Consider the following 14,847-nt stretch of genomic DNA (forward strand, 5'->3'; position numbering starts at 1 on the left):
CTGTTGATGCGACCTTCCGGCGGCGTGCGCGCAGAGCAAGAGGGTCATCCGCATCCGGCATAGTGGCCGGCGGGGTAGGCTCTGGCATTTTAGGTTTGGAGAACAGACCGCCCATGGGAGGCTCCTTCGTTTAACGCTTCTTGCCGCGCAGTTTGTCTTTCAGCGCGGTATTAGACGTGACCGCCTTGAACGATCGCCGCTTCTCGTCTCTGCGCTCCTGCGCTGCCTTGGGCCGCTTCAGGCCACCGGCATTCGAAGCGTGGAGCATGATGGTCGTGTCGCCCTTGTCGGGGGAGCGGCCTAGTTTCTCCTTCATGTCCTCCTTGGGAAGGACGAGTATTTCACCCCGGCGCTCTTCAAAACGATAGGCGCACAGATCGACCAGCATTTCAGGATCAGGCGGCAGCGCGATCTTGCTGCCGTAGGTAGGGTCGAGAGCTTCACGGAATTGCCAGACGGCTTGGGCGCGAAAGTTCACGAACCCGAATATCCCGTCTCTCGTCCGACTGGCCGACCCGGTGCTGCCCTTGAAGCCGAAACAATCGATGTCAGCATGGGCAAGCTGCGTCAGCGTATCGCCGCCATAGCCGCCGCCAGCGTCCACAACCACCCGGCAGCGGTCTCGCATCACCTTCGTAATCAGAGCCGCTACAGACGGGCCGTCAGGCGTCTCACTGCCCTTGTGGCTGTCGAAGCGGGAATACCACCAGTCGTAGCGGGTCTGGATTTGCGTCTTATCCGATCCACCTTGCGCCACGTCTGCAGCAACAGCGGTCATCGGCACATTGTCAGGCGGCGTATCGGTCCAGCGCGCCATAGCTGCCTGGATCCACATCGTCGGGATGACCTGCCAAGGATCGTCAGTGGTGGCCACATCGAACCGGCCTTCGCGCATCATAGTGCGCAGTGGCTCAGGCATGGCCTCGATGACGGAAGCATATCCAGTCTCTGCGAGGTCTGGGTTGTCCTCAAGCAGAGCCGGAATGAAGGTGCGAGACCGTGGGCGCTGACCATTTGGCCCAACGTAGTCCTGCGTCACCTCAGTGTCTTCGCCGTCAATCGTCGTATACCAGCGCAATTCACCGGGCTTTGCCGGGTTGTGGTGGGTCTTGTCCAGCCATGCGGCCCAGCGCCTGATTACCCATTGACCTTCGGCACTTGTCGGCGGGTTGCCGGTAGCGATTACCCTGCACCGCTGGTTCGGATCAGCCGAACGATTCCAGCCGATGACGTAGGCGTACTGGCTCTCGGTGAACTGCGTGATTTCATCGAAACCCTTCAGGTCATGCGGTACGCCCTGATAGTTCTCCTTGTCGCCTTCGTGCTCACAATGGCCAAGGTCGATGACGCCAGCCCCATGACGCCAGACGCCTGCCTGATCATTAAAGCCGTCGTATGATCCGAGGATGCCATGCAGCTCGCGCTTGATGCCCTTCAGGTTCTTGGAGATGCGGCGAAGGATCAGAGCGTTCTTGTGCTCATTGATCGCCACGCCACAGAGGAGAGCAGATTTCCCGCCTCCAGCGCCACCGCCGTAGAACAGTTCATCGGCCTCGGAGAAATAGGCCATGGTCTGCGGGCCGGGGTTCGGCAGCCAACGGCGACCGTCCCGAAGCTGATGTGCCGCCTCCAATATCTTATGCTGGTCGCCCTCCGGCAGAGCATTGTAGCTCCGCAGGATATCGTCCAGCGTCGATGATGCGCTCATTCCTCGGAAGAATCCTTTGCGGCCTTCTGCCCGGCAGCCAAAGCGAAGGCGATTTCACGAGCAAGATTGCGCGGTGTGGCGCTCTTGTCCTCGATCGGTATTGCTCCACCGGCCGGCCCAGAAAGCTCCATAGAGGTCCGCTCACGCCAATCTTCGCCCGCCATGTTCTTCAGCCCGAAGATGACGAGCGTTGCGTTCCCGCCCCCGTTGACGGCGTTTTTACGGCCCAATGCCTCCCACCAAGAGGCGCAGCGAGCCTTGCCTCTTTTTACGGCTTCCGAAAATTCGTAGTTCTGATCGATCCATTCGTTAATGGTCGACCGCGCTACTCCGATTTCAGCAGCGAAAGAGGTGAGGCTTGCGCCTTCCTTCATGTGTTCGACAACCGCATCGCAATAGGACGGGTCGTACTTCGTGGGGCGACCGGCTGCCATTACGCGAATTCCTTGTTACCGGTCATAGGTGTACCCGAGCGAATAGATGGTGAGGCTGCCAGAAAGGATTGCGAGGATTGAACCAAGCAGCCCATTGGCAGAGAGAATTGCTGTCATGCGCTGGCTGTCGTCCAGCATGATATCGGCGATGGGACATGCCGACGGTCCTGCCATCACCTGAAAATTGGTCACGCTTGGATCAGCCATACCGGGACGTGAGATGTAGACGAACCGGTTCGACATGTTGACGATCTGGCAGATGGCTTCCTTGGCGGTGAGCGGAAGAATGGGGTTGAGCGCGATCGTCTGCACAGTGGTGGCGACGAGACCGCTCAGGAGCGGGTTGGGGACACTGCCGGCAGTCGTGCTGGCATCGAACAGAATGCGGTTGCCAATATCCCCGGCGATCGTGTGGCGGAATGGCCTGATCTTGCCGTTCGATCCTACATACATCGAGCCGAGGTAACGGCGGGTCGTGTCACCGGTCTTTGTGCGGGCCGTGCCCAGATACGGGGCAGACGGGGCGGTCGTCACGACCTCAAGAGCAAGTGTGCCGTCTGCGCCTTGATAGGCGTAGGCGTGATACCACGTGCTGATCGTCGGGCTTGCAAGGGTCAAGGAGGCGGTGCCATCGCTGATCAGGCGGATGGTGTCAGGCGTGTAACAGACACCAGGGCCTACCGAGACCGTCAGCCCATCAAAGGCCACGGCGATCTGCAGTCGGCGGATGACGCTATTGGCCGGGTTGAGCGCGGGCATTAGTTCGCAATGCTCCGGTCAGACATGCGGCGCCAGTTGCTCCCGTCGCTATAACAGAACTCAGCCCCGCCGGTCAGATCGGTCACATAGACCATCGACCGAGCGAAGGTTGCGACATTCGGTAGCGAGGCCTTGGCATATGCAGGCTGGATGAGAGGGCCCGTCATTGTGTCGCCACTCTTGGCGACCTTACCTGCCGCCGTTGTGGAGAGGCCAGACAGCGACGAGGATAGCCCGGTGACGTCGTTGATCGACACCGCCGCCCAGACCTTGTCGCCACGATAGAATTGCGCTGCCGTGCCTGCGGCGACTTTTGGCTCGTACAGGAGCGAGAGTGACGTGCCGAACGATGCAATCCGCTGGTCGACGTAGGAGTTGCTATCCGTGTTTGTCGCGCGCAGCGATGCCGTTACAGTTTCTTGCGATGTTGCTTGCCCTGAGAACGATGCGAGTGTGGCCGGTTCCCGCCCTTGGCGGCGCGCCTGGCTGCGGATCTGTTCAGCGAGAAGCATGCTTGCCATCTCCGGCCATGACGTGCTCCTATGCGGGTTCAACCTTGGGAGGATGGGATGGCTATAGAGAAACCAACCGAAGAACAGTTGAACGAAGTTCTCGATATCATCCATGACATTGCAGCGCGGGTCTCAAGCGAAGAGGATATCCCTCGCGAAGTCGCCGTTGCCTTGGACGAAATAATTGCACTGTCGCGCTACGAGTCGAACGTGACGAACAGTAAGCGGAGATAACCTGCCTCACGCTCGCGGGCGGTGGTCATGCGGCTAAATTCAGCGCTGCTGCTCCGGCAAAGAGCGCTGCGGCGGAGACATATGCGGGACCGTGCCCGGAGATGATCGCCGCAACCAACATGATCACGCCCAGCCCCAGAACGAAGTAGATGCCTTGGCGCTTGCTCATGGTCTGCCTTTCGGGCTAGGCGGCGGTCAGGCGACAAGCGCCCAGATCAGCCATGCGATGAGAGTGGCAACCAATCCTGCGCCATAGATTATCAAGCTGATGAAAGCGCCGGCACCATACGGACCGGGCGAATTGTCGCGATCGGCATATGCCGCAAGAGAGAAAGCCACGATCATTATGGCGGTGGGTACCATCCACCATCCAAGGCTGATTGTGATCGTCATCTTTCACTCCTCAAACTAAAGCCCCGCAACCTTTACGGCGACGGGGCTTATGGGCGATATACCCTGTAGGAAGAACGGAAAGGCTACTCACAGCCACAGTGAACGGTGGCATGCTGTCTGCCCCGCAGCGTTTCGAACCACTGCTTTGGGACGCCCTAAGGGTAAACCCGTTGTGGTTTCGCCTTCCCGATCAATGACCCACCTGGGTGCGCATCGTTGAGAGGCGTTGGCGGGTTCTGTTCTCTTGCCCCAGAGGCAGGCCACCGGCAGGCTTTGAACCTGCGACCTCGCCATACAGCGCGCTCTGACCTGCTGAGCTACGGCGACCTGTTGGCCCTCTGAGATTATGCTGCCTTTCGGCGTGCCTCGCGCTCGCGGCGCCTGGCGTTCTGAGCTTCGGCCCAGGAGAAGTCTTGAAGGGCGCCGTCGAAACCGCAGACCGGCTTGCTTTCCTCTGGGCGCCAAACTCCGATGATGGACCTTTTATCCTCGATTTCGGGGTGATTTGTAAAGTCCGCTTCATCGGTGTTTTCGTTATGCTGCAATGGCTTGCGGTCGAAAGCTCGTGCAATTTGTAAAATAGCCGTGTCTTTTCGATAATTTCCGAGCTGTCGGCTGATGCCTTCCTCGCTCTTGCACCACTTGGCGAAAGCCTTGCCGCCGGCTTCCGATCGTGCCCATGCCCATAGTGCTCGTCGCTGGGTCTCGCTGGGGCAGAGCTTGATCACCTCCATGGCGGCTGCCCATATGCCCATGTCATTCGTGGTGTTGCGGAGGTTCTTCGGGTCTAGCCACGCCCAGTTGGCAGCCTTCTTGTCCTCTTCGAACCACTGGTTCATGTCTGCCCGGTCGTGAACATAGCCGACGTTCATGGCCTTCATGGCTGCCGGCTTCGCTGTGTTGGGAAGCTTTCGATCCGCCTCAGCAGCTCGAATGAATAGCTCTGCGATCTGCGCCTCGTTCATGCCGTCATCCTTCTATCGTCGAGGAGTTCCATCTGGCCCTTACGGAATACTCGGCAGGCCCTTTCCCAAATGAGGCCGACGAGGGCCGCACGCTTGTTCGTAATCCCGTCGAGACCATAACACCAAAGCTGCAGTCTTCCGACTGGCACCCTGTCAAAGAATGAGAGGAAGCGATCGATGTCGTTTTCCATCAGGTCGGGGAAATTCTTCCTGAATGCCAGGATGATATCGCTCGTCGCCCACAGTCCCGTCTCGTCAAGCGCTGTATTGTTGTTGGCGGTCTCCACAAGGGTGAGAATGACAAAACGAGCGTGTGCCTCTCCATGGCGGCGCCTGATGCGGTCGATCGAGGCGACAGCCCTCGTCTGTCCGTGCTTGGGCATCACGTTCTTGGCGACAATCTCCACGCCGAACTCAGCCAGTATCTGCTCCGCTTCAGGGTGAGGTGTCATTCTTGGGCCCTCAAGTGGCTGACAACTTCTGTCCTTATTCCCTGTTGCGAAAAGGTCCCTCTGGTAGGGCTGAACTCATCGAGCACCAATTCGACAAGGTGCTTGATCTGCTTCGGCTTGGTGACACCCATGCGGACAAAGTTGTCGACCACGGTGAATCCGTAATCGTGGACAAGCTCTCGCAAAGCGGGCGGCAATTGGTCAATCCGATCCATGCGAGCAGCCCGCTTACGCTGAACCATTACATCGAAAGGCTCTTGATGCTCAATCATTCCACCCTCGCCTTCACCGATCGCACCCGATGGTGCTCGCAATACCCGTTGATGACTTGCGTAGGAGCCGCGCAGAAGATGAACGGACCACCGTTGTTCAGTGGCCAGTGGCAGCACCGCCGCGTCAGTTCGTGCAGTTCCTTGCCGTGAGACAGCCGGTCAGCGTCATAGCCAGCCGGTGGCAGGAAGATGCTGGGATCGATGCAATCCGGCGCCGGTTCAGCCGATGGTGCGCGCTTGACTTTGTAGTTCGTCCTGCCGCGAGGTCTGGCCGGGAAAATATCGCGGTTGCTGTAGGCATAGTTCAGCAACTGGGAGACCGACTTGCCGATGGCTTCCGCGATCTCCTTTGCAGGCCTCTTTTCAGCCCATAGCCTTGACGCCTTCTTGACCATCTCAGGCGTCATCGGGTTGACGGCGCGCTTCGGCGGGGCTGGCTCCTCTACCCCCTTCACCGGAGGCTTCACGAAAGACAGGTCAGGTGTTCGGTTGATCTTGCTGATGACCGAGTTGCGCGAGATGCCCATGCGCTCACCGATCATGCGAGCCGTCAGACCTTCGGCGCTGAGCTTTGCCAGTCTGGCTGTGTTTTCGTCCGTCCATTTGAAGTTCTGGATGTTCATGCCTCTGCCCTCCTCTCGACTTCCACTACCTTGCCGCCGCCGAGGAAGAGCTTGCGATCAGCCGCGGCAAACTTGGCCTTTTTGGCAGGTGTCATCCCGTCGATAGCTGACTTGGCCGCGAAGATGATCTCGCCATCCCGGTTCATCACCCTTCTCTCGATCGAGTAAAGGAAGCGCCAAGCGGCGACCTCGGCAGCCAGTGCCGATGTGAAATAGGCTGTCACGCCCTTGTTCTTGACCTTGCGGAAGCTCGCGGCCCATACGGGGCGATAGTGCGCCTCGTAGCCGTTGATCGTCCCTACCGCTTCAACTGCTGACTGGTTCATGCTGCAATCTCCATGTAAGCGCCGATCACTTCTGCCGCGACTTGCGGGACGATGGCATTGCCGTAGGCGCGCAGCTTTCCCACTCGGGCTGGAACCCCATGAGCCAGCAGACGAATGCTGGATTCAGCGCGCCGGGCTTTTCCGTCTGCTCCCGCAATCCAGTCACATTCTCCCCAAGGCCCAGAGCGTCGGTTGCTTCCGTGGTTAGGGACTTCTGCGATCCTTTTGCATCCCCCATCCGGCGCTGGTAGCCAAGGCGCGCTTCGTGAGCCATTGGCGTCGGCCAGAGGCTCACATGAACACTCTGGATTAGGTCCTGCGGAGACCCTTTCCGGGCTATTTCGCGCATCGTCCCGGCCGAAGTTCGCACATTCTTCTCCCCGTCCGCCGTCCGAGGTGTCGGCCAAAGAGAGCAGCCCTGCACCGCCTGCTTTAATGCCAGACCACCTTGCCTGTTCGGCGGCACCTTCGCGCCGGTCCCCTCGTTCGCCCGCGGCGTCGGCCACAAACCAAAGTCGATCTCTTCGATGGGGCGTATCGACGGCACAAGCCGGAACAACAGCCGACCAGCAGGAGTAACGGATGCTTTCCATGTCAGAATGCACTCTGTCGAGCCAATCCTTGCCAGCCGCAGCCGCAACCTGTTCTCCCACATAGACAGCCGGTCGTCGTGCAGCGATGAGGCGGTGGACGTGCGGTCGGAGATAACGGTCGTCGGCTTCGCCAAGGCCCTTGCCTGCGACACTGTACGGCTGGCATGGCTCGCTTCCGCTCCAGAGTTCCCGATCGTCAGGAAATCCAGCCAGTCTAGCTGCATAGGACCATCCACCGATGCCCGCGAAGAAGTGGACCTGCGTGTAGCCCTTGAGGTCATCCGGTTGGACATCCACGATACTCCTTTCATCGACATCACCAGGTGCGATGAGGTTCTTGCTGATGAGGTTGCGAAGCCACTGGGCCGCGTATGGATCAAATTCGTTGTAATACGCGCTCAAAGCCCCAACTCCTGCTGGTTCCGCTTGGGTTTGGGGGAGACGTAGCGGGTGAACTCCGCTTCGAAGTTGACGAACTCCTGAATGGTCGGATCACCGAAGCGCACCTTGATCGATGCCAGCTCGGCAACGCCTTCGACCTCGGAGCCGAACACGCTGTTGATGGTCTTCCAGTCGCTTGCGGTGGCCGCGACCTTCTCCCGTTCCTTCTTGTATTTCTCGGGCCGGTAGAGGGTCATGACGGCGTCGTAGTCAGCTCGGGCACCCTCCCCGCCGTAAAGGTCGGCAGCGATCGGACGCGGGTTGTCACGCTTGGAGCCAAGGCCGTTACGCTGGTTGAGGATGAGGACCGCTGATTGCGTCTCGTAGGCTAGAGACTTCAGCTCGACGGTTACCTCACCGGAGATGCGGTCTGGTGAGAGCTTTGGGTCGCGAGGCTTAACCTTGCCGATATGATCGATCACGATGAATGGCGTCTTGCCGTTGGCCTGCTTCTTGATGAAACGGCGGGCGTAGGCGACGAGCTTGTCCACGCCCTCGCGCTGGCAGCGGATGATATCGAGCGGCCGATTGTTGATGGCCGTGGCGAACATCACGCAGGTATCACGCTCCCGATCACTCATCAGTCGGGTCGGCTCGCGCTGCTTCTTCATGCTGATGCCGTGAACCTGGGCAATCATCTGCCCGATGCACTGATCCGAGGATTGGTCGTAGGAGAGGAACAGAACCGGATGGCCTTCCTCGACAGCATGATAGATGAGCTGCATGGTCAGGCTGGATTTGCCCTCACCCGATGATGACAGGAGGCCATAGAGGTTTCCAGCCTCGAATGCTGGCTCCGAAAGCACCCGCTGAATTTCGGGCAGAGCGATCGGCACCCCGACCACGCCATCACGCCGCGAGGATGCCTCAAACTTAGCGAGATACGAAGCGCCGGGGGACGCGCCGGACTTAAGGGCTGACAGCCGCTGACGGCGCTCCTTGAGGCGCTTCTCAAGCTGTTCGATCTCATCGTCCAGCGTCAGGAGGTTATGGCCTTCCTTGGCTATCTCCGCGGCGATGGTGGCTTCTCTGGCCAGTTGGCGACCGAGGGACATGCCCTTGATGATGTGCAGGGAAGGATCAAGCCGGCGCATGGTGGATGGCTCAAAGCCGAGGCTCATCAGGCGCGACATATAAAGCGCCGGAGACATGCCGCCCTCATCACCGGCATAGTCGGCCCTACCGCTGCGCGACTTGCTGAGAGTCTTCGGAAGGAAAGGCTTCAGCGATATGGCGGTAACCGGCTGCCCGCTCCGGAACAGCTCGATCGCTTCCTTGAAAACCAATTGGTGTATCTCTTCGGCGAAGTCCTCGAACTCCAGACCGCAATCGGTCAGGATGGAATTATTCGTCAGCATGCAGGCCAAGAACACTTCGGAAGCCTCAAAGGCATCGTCCTCGGTGATACGGTCGAACTGGCTGCGATCTACGGGGCCGCTCATGCTGCTTCCTCATTCTCGATCGAGGAAAGCCCGCCAGTAATCCGGCGCTCGGCAATGTCCGCGTATTCGGGGTTCAGTTCGATCATGACGCTGCGAAGGCCGAGCTGCTCGGCTACGAGCGAGACCGTACCGGCACCACCGAAGGGATCGAAGACGATGCCAGGTTCGGTACCGAAGACTTCACAGATTGGACCACAGCCAGCGGCAGATCCGCAGCACGCGCATATCTGCTTCGGCGTACCTGCCTTCATGCAACGTTCGGCAAGTGCCGGCGGGAACGTGGCGAAGTGCGCTTCGCGAAAAGCCTTTGGCGCGATCGACCAGACGTTTCGAGCGTTGCGAGTTTCGACCAGATCGCCAGTAGCGGCGGCAAATGATGGCTTGTTCTTGCGAAACGGGTCGTTTTCATCAGCCATCTTGCTGATACGATCGCGTCCTCGATCGGATTCCGCAGGATTGATCTTGTCCAGTCTGCCCCAGCCAACGCCCGTTTGTGATTTCTTGCGAGACACGGGAACTCGATCGACGTTCTGTCGACTGTTAGGCCCCGGCTTGCGAGCATGTGCGGTACCGGTGACCGGCTCGCGGATCTCCTCGTGCGCATAGAAGTAATCTTCTCCCTTGGTCAGGAGCCAGATTTTCTCGTGCGATGTGGTCGGACGGTCGTAAACCGATTCCGGCATGGGATTTGGCTTATGCCAGATGATCTCAGATCGGACGTACCAGCCATCCTCCTGCAGCGCGATCGCCAACCGGTTCGGTATCATGCAGAGGTCTTTTGACTTCAGCACGCCGCCAATCGTTGAGAATGGCTTGTCGCGAAACGTACGATCGTCTGTTCCGTCTGCCTTATAGGCTGCCGCCGACTTTCCATTTGGCGTCGTGGCATAGCAGTCACCATAGTTCAGCCAGAGCGTCCCGGCGGGCTTCAGCACGCGCCAGACCTCACGGAAGACGTTGACCATAACCTCGAGGTGTTCGCCCAGCGTCGGCTCGAGACCGATCTGACCGACAACGCCATAGTCGCGCAGTCCCCAATAGGGTGGCGATGTCACGACGCAATCGACCGAGTTCGCCGGCATAGACCGCATGACCTCAATGCAGTCACCAACATGCATGGTGCAGCGCCCGTCGAGAAGAGTTCGTGTCTGGCTCATGCTGCCACCGATGGGCGCTCATTGCGCTGCTGGATGAGTTTCAGCCAAGGCTCGTGATACCGGCCGGCGTGGACCTTCATGTCGCGGACGCCCCAGCAAATCGCGAGAGCGCATGCTTCGGCCGCGTTGTGGCCAAGAGCCTTCTGCTTAGGAAGCTGGATGCCCAGACGCTCGCATTCATCGACCGCGGCTGACTTCCAGTCCTTCTTGCCTTTCTTATCGACAGGAGGCTTGAAGCCTTCACCGAAGAACGACTTGCGCCAGGAGGCGGGCATTAGCGTGCCGTAGGGGATGCCGAAGTTGGCGAGCGTGGCGACGATGGCAGAGGTCGCGACCCAAGGATAAATCATGGCGTCGGCGCTGGTGTTGCCGACCTTGGCGAGGATCTGCTGCTCAAGCACTGCGAACTTCGGATATGCGCCATGCGCTTCCTTGTGCGCCCGCAGGAGCGCCGTGGTCTTCAATCCGATCTGGTCGCCAGTATAGTAGTGGTCAGCGCCGTCAGGCATCTGGAAGACGCCGCATTCGATGTGGGAGAAGTTACCGTCTGCCTTGCGGCGATCTGGGCTGTAGAGGCACCAACCAGTGCTCTTGGAGGGGTCGAAGCCGATGATGTAGGTCATGCCGCCGACTCCAGCAGAGGCTTGAGCTTCTTGTAGTGCCGCTCAACGGCCATGTACGGCATCTTGAGGATTGAGGCGCACTGAGCGACCTTCATCTTGCGGCGCATAAGGCCAAGCAACTCGTTGTCGAGATCGTCGCTCCATCGGCGCGTGGTGCCGGCCGCGCGGTTGCGAATGCTCGCCTCTTTGATCAGCAGCGCTTCCGACGCATCAGCCTCGACAAGCTTGTAGCCCTTGCCCCATACGGTTTCCACGACGAGACCGACGTCGGCCATAGCCGGTCTGATCTTGCACACAATGACATCCACAATCTTGATGTCTGGGCCTTCGCCGTTCTCGCCCATAAACACTGCGTCATAGATAGCCTCTTTGGTGGCCATGCGAGGGAAGCAGTCGGTCAGATACTTCGCTAGATTGAACTGCTGACGAGAGAGCTTGATAGTCTTGTCGCCGTTCGTGATCTGGCATGTGTTCGGATCGACCAGAAACCGCACATCCTCGACAAACTGGAGGCAGCAAGGGCAGATCAACGCATTACGCTTGGCGGGGATTTCAGGAAAGCTTTTTTCGGCCTGCATGGAATGCGCTCCATATTGAGGGAAAGAGAGCGCCGCATTTGCGCGGCTAGTTGGGCGGCTTGCGGGGATGAAAAGCCGCCGGGAGGAACTTCAGTGAACAGTGTCAGCGTCGGGGAATGGGTCCTCTTCAGACGCTGGCTCTTCCTTGTTCGACACCGCCTTGGCCGCGTTGCGCTTGTTCATCGCGCTTTCAAGGTTCTCGCGAACGATGCGCTGGCCATCATCCCAGCCGGAGAGCCACGTCTTGTCGTCCACGCTGCCGGCGTCGTAATTCGACACCCGATCGCGCGCCATGAGGCCTGCCGCCTGCCCTGCGGCGAAAATCTTCTGTTCCTTGGTGGCGCGGTCCGCCAGCAGATCGCCGTTCGGGTCTTCGTGGATCAGGCCAAGCCAGATGAGATTTTCCTTCTCCGACCGGTGCTTATCGACCGGCTTCTGCTTGTCTTCGGCTTGCAGGGCCTTGGTGTAGTGATCGATCTTGGCAGAGGGGAAGCCGTCATTCTGGGCCAGCTTCCGGTTCGCCTTCTTCTGCTCCCGCAGCTCGGCAATCTTGGCCTCGATGCTGATGTCCGTGCGGACGTGGTGAGCAAACAGAGCTTGGCGCTCCTTGTCCGTCAGTTCGTTTGAATTATGCCCTGCTGTCGCCATCGTCATTTTCCTTTCGCTTGTCTGACCTTCTCAGCCAGTGTTTGAATCTCGCGACCAAGATCTGCAAAAGCAGCATCGCCGTACCTCGCCTTGTCGATTTCGACCTCGTGTTTCAGTCTGCTTATCTGCCGCTCGCACAGGTCTAAGTATGCGGAGCGGACGCGCCCGAAGACGCTGATGCTTGGGTCTTTCGTCTCACCGTTCATGAGACGCCGGAGAGCACGTGTGCCAATGCCGCAATGCCTGGCGACTCTCTCAATTGCGTTGAGCTGATCGCCATTGCCGCGGCTCTCAAGCTCAACCATTCGACGCGCGTAACTCGCTGTCAGATCGTTTGAAAATTCGAGGGTACTCATCAACTTGGCCCTGTTTTCGTTTTCGCTAATTGTCTTCTGGTGGTCTGAAGTTTGACGCGTCATGTTCCGCCATCCTGTTAGGTTTGCCCTTGTCGGACGGCGGGATTGCCTTTCGGCGGTATGCTCATGGAGGACAGCGCGACATGCTTGCAGGCTGCGGCGCGCGTCCCTCTTTGGCTTTCAGACCGAGGGTTCCCGGTTCCGATGTTTGAGAAATTTGCCGACAGCGACGGCCAGAGGCAGCGTTGTCAGGAACCAGCCAGTGAGGGCGAGGAAGATTGTCATGCTGACACCGGCTGTTTGGATGGGGTGAGCAGAGACTTGAAGATCGAGATATCGGTCTTGCGATCGACAACCGGACGGAACCGGTACGATTCGAAGGCCGGCTCCAACATCAGGTTCAGAACCTTGCAGATCGGCGTGTTGTCGATTTCCTGCAGATGGATCATCTCCACACCGGTAATCGAATGATAGACAATGCCTCTGACTGTGTAGACGGCGTTCTGGTCAGGATAGATCGCTCCAGCCATCTCCCACTGCTTCCGGGTTTCCCCACCGTCTCTGCTCGAAACATCAACCAGAACGACCTTCTGGCCCACTCGGAAAATGCTCATGCCCTGTTCCTCTTCGTGTCTTTCCGTTCCCACACAGGCGAGCGAGGAGTGGCTTCGACTGCCATCTGCGCGTCTAGGTCGCCTTGGGCTGCTTTCGTGTCTGCTGGGTCTTCTGTGGGGCCGCGATGGCCGAAGTCCTCGCGGGGCTGGCGCATAATGCGGAGAACGTCGGGGTTGGTGACGGTGCGCATGTCAGTCGTCCTCGTATTTCGGAGGAGCTGGAAGCGGTCGCCACATCGTTGGCAGGAACGGTATGTCGATCCTGCTTTCGCAGACCGGCCATCTCGCGCCGGGTATCTGGCTATCGACCCACTGAAGGGTCACCCATTCGTCAGCAGAGATATTATGGGTCAGGCAGACGAGGATCTCGGTCCCATCCTTCGGAGCCGTGGCGATGTCCTGCCACTGGTCGCGCTGGCGCTCTGCGAGGATGGCTTCGGAGAGACCGACGACGACGCCCGCACCTTCCCAGCCTTCCTCGCGGATCTTCTTCACGATCGATCGCGCCGCCTCTACGATATCCGCCGGCATGTCGGTGAGAGAGGTCATGCGGCCTCGCTTTCGGGTGCGCAATGAAGGCCGCACTCCACGTCAAACTCGTAATTTTCATCATCCAGAAGACCGGGCATGAACGGCTGAGCCGCTACTTCGCGCTCAAGATCGGCATAGCTGTATTCCGTGGTGAAGCGGCGACCAGCTTCCGTGGCTTTGGCGCTGCGCATGGTGATGGATGCTTCACGCTCCTGCCACCAATCGGAAATGCCTGGGTTGTCGCGGATCAGCCGCTTAAGAGCGCCGCGCGATTTGAGCATGCAAAGATCACAGTTGCCCTCGTAGTCTCGGATACCGAGATCGAACCCTTGGGGCAGATCGTGCGTCAGGTTGATAGGGTCGGCGTTCTCGCCCAGCCAGAAAGGCAGTACGTGACCACGCTTCGTGTGATGCGCCTTCGCCATTGGCATGGAGGTCGTCCAGCGTTCCTTGCGCGCGTCATTTGCCGCAAGTTGCTTGAGAACTCGGTGCCCCTCGTCGTAACGAAGGCCAATGACATTCGTCCAATGGGTCCAGCCAAGGTTGAGGCAGAACTGCTTCATCACGCGGACCTTGAGTTCGCTTGTGCAGAAGCGGGTGACTGCGTTCGGCAAATAGCCCTTCTTGTCGATAAGAGCCTTGAATGGCTCACCGAGGCGAGCGGCGCTGTTGAAGCCGACCTCGTCGTAGCCATCGGCGGTATACTCAAGCCAATGGATCTTCACATTCCAGCGCGATCCGCACTCATGGACGAACCTCAGCGTCTCTTCGCGCTCCTTGCCGGTGTTTGCGAAGACAACCACCACATCATCAGGCAGCTTGCCATCATACGCTTTGAGTATCTCGTGGAGCATGAAGGCCGAGGTGCGACCGCCGGAGAACGAGATCAGCGCTGGGCCGGTGATGAGGTACGGGTTCATGCCGACACCTGTTCGGTCTGGTGTTTCTGCTCGGCTTCGTTCAGCCACTCGACCATCCGCTGGTACGTCTTGATGTTGAAACCCAGCTCGGGGTTCTCGACGCGCGAAAGGAACTTGCTATCGTTCACGGCAGCGATGCTCATTGCCGAGAAGCTTGTCTTGGTCGCCTTGCGGAACGCTTCGGCGCGAGCGATCAGGCTAGTCCTGATCTCGTGTGCGGTGATTTCTGGTTGCTGGGTCATGACGTTCATATTCGGGATTTGTCC

The 14,847-nt window shown here is 58.9% G+C and carries 23 protein-coding genes and 1 tRNA gene; 1 reads left to right on the forward strand and 23 read right to left on the reverse strand.

The features are described from left to right. Window positions 1-130: 130 nt before the first annotated feature. The 4 genes from GAO09_RS19395 to GAO09_RS19410 are packed head-to-tail and all read right to left on the reverse strand — an operon-like array spanning window position 131 to window position 3,413. Window positions 131-1,708, reverse strand: a complete 1,578-nt coding sequence (locus GAO09_RS19395) for a terminase family protein (RefSeq protein WP_153356163.1) — start codon at window positions 1,706-1,708, stop codon at window positions 131-133. Continuing rightward, window positions 1,705-2,142 carry a hypothetical protein gene (locus GAO09_RS19400; protein WP_209018766.1) on the reverse strand — a complete coding sequence of 146 codons (438 nt, stop codon included), beginning with the start codon at window positions 2,140-2,142 and terminating at the stop codon, window positions 1,705-1,707. Before GAO09_RS19400 ends, GAO09_RS19395 begins: the two co-directional genes overlap by 4 nt. A gap of 15 nt (window positions 2,143-2,157) precedes the next feature. Continuing rightward, window positions 2,158-2,901, reverse strand: coding sequence for a Rieske (2Fe-2S) protein (locus GAO09_RS19405; protein WP_153356166.1), 744 nt, complete (start codon window positions 2,899-2,901; stop codon window positions 2,158-2,160). After that, complete coding sequence (locus tag GAO09_RS19410; RefSeq protein ID WP_153356169.1) at window positions 2,901-3,413, reverse strand: hypothetical protein; 513 nt, start codon at window positions 3,411-3,413, stop codon at window positions 2,901-2,903. Before GAO09_RS19410 ends, GAO09_RS19405 begins: the two co-directional genes overlap by 1 nt. A 57-nt stretch (window positions 3,414-3,470) precedes the next feature. Here GAO09_RS19410 and GAO09_RS19415 point away from each other — a divergent pair, with 57 nt between their 5' ends. Continuing rightward, window positions 3,471-3,647: a hypothetical protein gene (locus tag GAO09_RS19415; protein WP_153356172.1), complete on the forward strand. Its 177-nt coding sequence runs from the start codon at window positions 3,471-3,473 to the stop codon at window positions 3,645-3,647. 25 nt (window positions 3,648-3,672) lie between these two features. Here the strand turns inward: GAO09_RS19415 and GAO09_RS19420 are convergent, their stop codons facing one another. The 19 genes from GAO09_RS19420 to GAO09_RS19510 all read right to left on the reverse strand — a co-directional run bounded on the left by GAO09_RS19420 (window position 3,673) and on the right by GAO09_RS19510 (window position 14,832). Next, on the reverse strand, window positions 3,673-3,816 hold the full coding sequence (locus GAO09_RS19420; protein ID WP_153356175.1) for a hypothetical protein: 144 nt from the start codon (window positions 3,814-3,816) through the stop codon (window positions 3,673-3,675). Between the two features lie 26 nt (window positions 3,817-3,842). After that, window positions 3,843-4,040, reverse strand: coding sequence for a hypothetical protein (locus tag GAO09_RS19425; protein WP_153356178.1), 198 nt, complete (start codon window positions 4,038-4,040; stop codon window positions 3,843-3,845). Between the two features lie 258 nt (window positions 4,041-4,298). Next, a tRNA-Tyr gene (locus GAO09_RS19430) sits at window positions 4,299-4,367 on the reverse strand. Between the two features lie 17 nt (window positions 4,368-4,384). After that, window positions 4,385-5,005: a hypothetical protein gene (locus tag GAO09_RS19435; protein WP_153356181.1), complete on the reverse strand. Its 621-nt coding sequence runs from the start codon at window positions 5,003-5,005 to the stop codon at window positions 4,385-4,387. Beyond that, a complete protein-coding gene (locus GAO09_RS19440) occupies window positions 5,002-5,457 on the reverse strand; it encodes a hypothetical protein (RefSeq protein ID WP_153356184.1) in 456 nt (151 codons plus the stop codon). The genes GAO09_RS19435 and GAO09_RS19440 overlap by 4 nt, the downstream gene beginning before the upstream one ends. Next, window positions 5,454-5,729, reverse strand: coding sequence for a hypothetical protein (locus GAO09_RS19445; RefSeq protein ID WP_153356188.1), 276 nt, complete (start codon window positions 5,727-5,729; stop codon window positions 5,454-5,456). The genes GAO09_RS19440 and GAO09_RS19445 overlap by 4 nt, the downstream gene beginning before the upstream one ends. After that, the gene (locus GAO09_RS19450; RefSeq protein WP_153356192.1) at window positions 5,726-6,352 is read right to left on the reverse strand and encodes a GcrA family cell cycle regulator; all 627 of its coding nucleotides are present in this window, start codon (window positions 6,350-6,352) and stop codon (window positions 5,726-5,728) included. The genes GAO09_RS19445 and GAO09_RS19450 overlap by 4 nt, the downstream gene beginning before the upstream one ends. Continuing rightward, the gene (locus GAO09_RS19455; RefSeq protein WP_153356195.1) at window positions 6,349-6,678 is read right to left on the reverse strand and encodes a hypothetical protein; all 330 of its coding nucleotides are present in this window, start codon (window positions 6,676-6,678) and stop codon (window positions 6,349-6,351) included. The genes GAO09_RS19450 and GAO09_RS19455 overlap by 4 nt, the downstream gene beginning before the upstream one ends. Further along, window positions 6,675-7,568, reverse strand: a complete 894-nt coding sequence (locus GAO09_RS19460; protein WP_338015090.1) for a DNA cytosine methyltransferase — start codon at window positions 7,566-7,568, stop codon at window positions 6,675-6,677. The genes GAO09_RS19455 and GAO09_RS19460 overlap by 4 nt, the downstream gene beginning before the upstream one ends. 101 nt (window positions 7,569-7,669) lie before the next feature. Next, a complete protein-coding gene (locus GAO09_RS19465) occupies window positions 7,670-9,154 on the reverse strand; it encodes a DnaB-like helicase C-terminal domain-containing protein (protein WP_153356201.1) in 1,485 nt (494 codons plus the stop codon). After that, window positions 9,151-10,311: a DNA-methyltransferase gene (locus GAO09_RS19470; protein ID WP_153356205.1), complete on the reverse strand. Its 1,161-nt coding sequence runs from the start codon at window positions 10,309-10,311 to the stop codon at window positions 9,151-9,153. The genes GAO09_RS19465 and GAO09_RS19470 overlap by 4 nt, the downstream gene beginning before the upstream one ends. After that, window positions 10,308-10,934: a hypothetical protein gene (locus GAO09_RS19475; RefSeq protein WP_153356207.1), complete on the reverse strand. Its 627-nt coding sequence runs from the start codon at window positions 10,932-10,934 to the stop codon at window positions 10,308-10,310. The genes GAO09_RS19470 and GAO09_RS19475 overlap by 4 nt, the downstream gene beginning before the upstream one ends. Continuing rightward, window positions 10,931-11,512 (reverse strand): winged helix-turn-helix domain-containing protein, encoded by a 582-nt coding sequence (locus tag GAO09_RS19480; RefSeq protein ID WP_153356211.1) that lies wholly within the window; start codon window positions 11,510-11,512, stop codon window positions 10,931-10,933. The genes GAO09_RS19475 and GAO09_RS19480 overlap by 4 nt, the downstream gene beginning before the upstream one ends. A gap of 90 nt (window positions 11,513-11,602) precedes the next feature. After that, window positions 11,603-12,166: a hypothetical protein gene (locus GAO09_RS19485; RefSeq protein WP_235938318.1), complete on the reverse strand. Its 564-nt coding sequence runs from the start codon at window positions 12,164-12,166 to the stop codon at window positions 11,603-11,605. Continuing rightward, window positions 12,163-12,579: a hypothetical protein gene (locus GAO09_RS19490; protein WP_153356214.1), complete on the reverse strand. Its 417-nt coding sequence runs from the start codon at window positions 12,577-12,579 to the stop codon at window positions 12,163-12,165. Before GAO09_RS19490 ends, GAO09_RS19485 begins: the two co-directional genes overlap by 4 nt. 218 nt (window positions 12,580-12,797) lie before the next feature. Then, window positions 12,798-13,130: a hypothetical protein gene (locus tag GAO09_RS19495; RefSeq protein WP_153356217.1), complete on the reverse strand. Its 333-nt coding sequence runs from the start codon at window positions 13,128-13,130 to the stop codon at window positions 12,798-12,800. A 192-nt stretch (window positions 13,131-13,322) separates the two neighbouring features. Continuing rightward, a complete protein-coding gene (locus GAO09_RS19500) occupies window positions 13,323-13,679 on the reverse strand; it encodes a hypothetical protein (protein ID WP_153356219.1) in 357 nt (118 codons plus the stop codon). Then, window positions 13,676-14,629: a phosphoadenosine phosphosulfate reductase domain-containing protein gene (locus GAO09_RS19505; RefSeq protein WP_209018767.1), complete on the reverse strand. Its 954-nt coding sequence runs from the start codon at window positions 14,627-14,629 to the stop codon at window positions 13,676-13,678. The genes GAO09_RS19500 and GAO09_RS19505 overlap by 4 nt, the downstream gene beginning before the upstream one ends. Further along, window positions 14,578-14,832: a hypothetical protein gene (locus GAO09_RS19510; RefSeq protein WP_153356224.1), complete on the reverse strand. Its 255-nt coding sequence runs from the start codon at window positions 14,830-14,832 to the stop codon at window positions 14,578-14,580. The genes GAO09_RS19505 and GAO09_RS19510 overlap by 52 nt, the downstream gene beginning before the upstream one ends. Window positions 14,833-14,847: the final 15 nt, after the last annotated feature.

It is taken from the genome of Endobacterium cereale, from assembly GCF_009617585.1.
In the GTDB taxonomy this organism is placed as follows: Bacteria; Pseudomonadota; Alphaproteobacteria; order Rhizobiales; family Rhizobiaceae; genus Neorhizobium; species Neorhizobium cereale.

What these genes read in the sequence shown, in the direction of transcription:
- GAO09_RS19440 (WP_153356184.1), bottom strand. Translation starts at nt 5,457, where the DNA reads ATGACACCTCACCCTGAAGCGGAGCAGATACTGGCTGAGTTCGGCGTG.
- GAO09_RS19445 (WP_153356188.1), bottom strand. Translation starts at nt 5,729, where the DNA reads ATGATTGAGCATCAAGAGCCTTTCGATGTAATGGTTCAGCGTAAGCGG.
- GAO09_RS19475 (WP_153356207.1), bottom strand. Translation starts at nt 10,934, where the DNA reads ATGACCTACATCATCGGCTTCGACCCCTCCAAGAGCACTGGTTGGTGC.
- GAO09_RS19455 (WP_153356195.1), bottom strand. Translation starts at nt 6,678, where the DNA reads ATGAACCAGTCAGCAGTTGAAGCGGTAGGGACGATCAACGGCTACGAG.
- GAO09_RS19465 (WP_153356201.1), bottom strand. Translation starts at nt 9,154, where the DNA reads ATGAGCGGCCCCGTAGATCGCAGCCAGTTCGACCGTATCACCGAGGAC.
- GAO09_RS19400 (WP_209018766.1), bottom strand. Translation starts at nt 2,142, where the DNA reads ATGGCAGCCGGTCGCCCCACGAAGTACGACCCGTCCTATTGCGATGCG.
- GAO09_RS19395 (WP_153356163.1), bottom strand. Translation starts at nt 1,708, where the DNA reads ATGAGCGCATCATCGACGCTGGACGATATCCTGCGGAGCTACAATGCT.
- GAO09_RS19405 (WP_153356166.1), bottom strand. Translation starts at nt 2,901, where the DNA reads ATGCCCGCGCTCAACCCGGCCAATAGCGTCATCCGCCGACTGCAGATC.
- GAO09_RS19470 (WP_153356205.1), bottom strand. Translation starts at nt 10,311, where the DNA reads ATGAGCCAGACACGAACTCTTCTCGACGGGCGCTGCACCATGCATGTT.
- GAO09_RS19435 (WP_153356181.1), bottom strand. Translation starts at nt 5,005, where the DNA reads ATGAACGAGGCGCAGATCGCAGAGCTATTCATTCGAGCTGCTGAGGCG.
- GAO09_RS19415 (WP_153356172.1), top strand. Translation starts at nt 3,471, where the DNA reads ATGGCTATAGAGAAACCAACCGAAGAACAGTTGAACGAAGTTCTCGAT.
- GAO09_RS19410 (WP_153356169.1), bottom strand. Translation starts at nt 3,413, where the DNA reads ATGCTTCTCGCTGAACAGATCCGCAGCCAGGCGCGCCGCCAAGGGCGG.
- GAO09_RS19420 (WP_153356175.1), bottom strand. Translation starts at nt 3,816, where the DNA reads ATGAGCAAGCGCCAAGGCATCTACTTCGTTCTGGGGCTGGGCGTGATC.
- GAO09_RS19495 (WP_153356217.1), bottom strand. Translation starts at nt 13,130, where the DNA reads ATGAGCATTTTCCGAGTGGGCCAGAAGGTCGTTCTGGTTGATGTTTCG.
- GAO09_RS19490 (WP_153356214.1), bottom strand. Translation starts at nt 12,579, where the DNA reads ATGACGCGTCAAACTTCAGACCACCAGAAGACAATTAGCGAAAACGAA.
- GAO09_RS19425 (WP_153356178.1), bottom strand. Translation starts at nt 4,040, where the DNA reads ATGACGATCACAATCAGCCTTGGATGGTGGATGGTACCCACCGCCATA.
- GAO09_RS19510 (WP_153356224.1), bottom strand. Translation starts at nt 14,832, where the DNA reads ATGAACGTCATGACCCAGCAACCAGAAATCACCGCACACGAGATCAGG.
- GAO09_RS19500 (WP_153356219.1), bottom strand. Translation starts at nt 13,679, where the DNA reads ATGACCTCTCTCACCGACATGCCGGCGGATATCGTAGAGGCGGCGCGA.
- GAO09_RS19485 (WP_235938318.1), bottom strand. Translation starts at nt 12,166, where the DNA reads ATGACGATGGCGACAGCAGGGCATAATTCAAACGAACTGACGGACAAG.
- GAO09_RS19450 (WP_153356192.1), bottom strand. Translation starts at nt 6,352, where the DNA reads ATGAACATCCAGAACTTCAAATGGACGGACGAAAACACAGCCAGACTG.
- GAO09_RS19480 (WP_153356211.1), bottom strand. Translation starts at nt 11,512, where the DNA reads ATGCAGGCCGAAAAAAGCTTTCCTGAAATCCCCGCCAAGCGTAATGCG.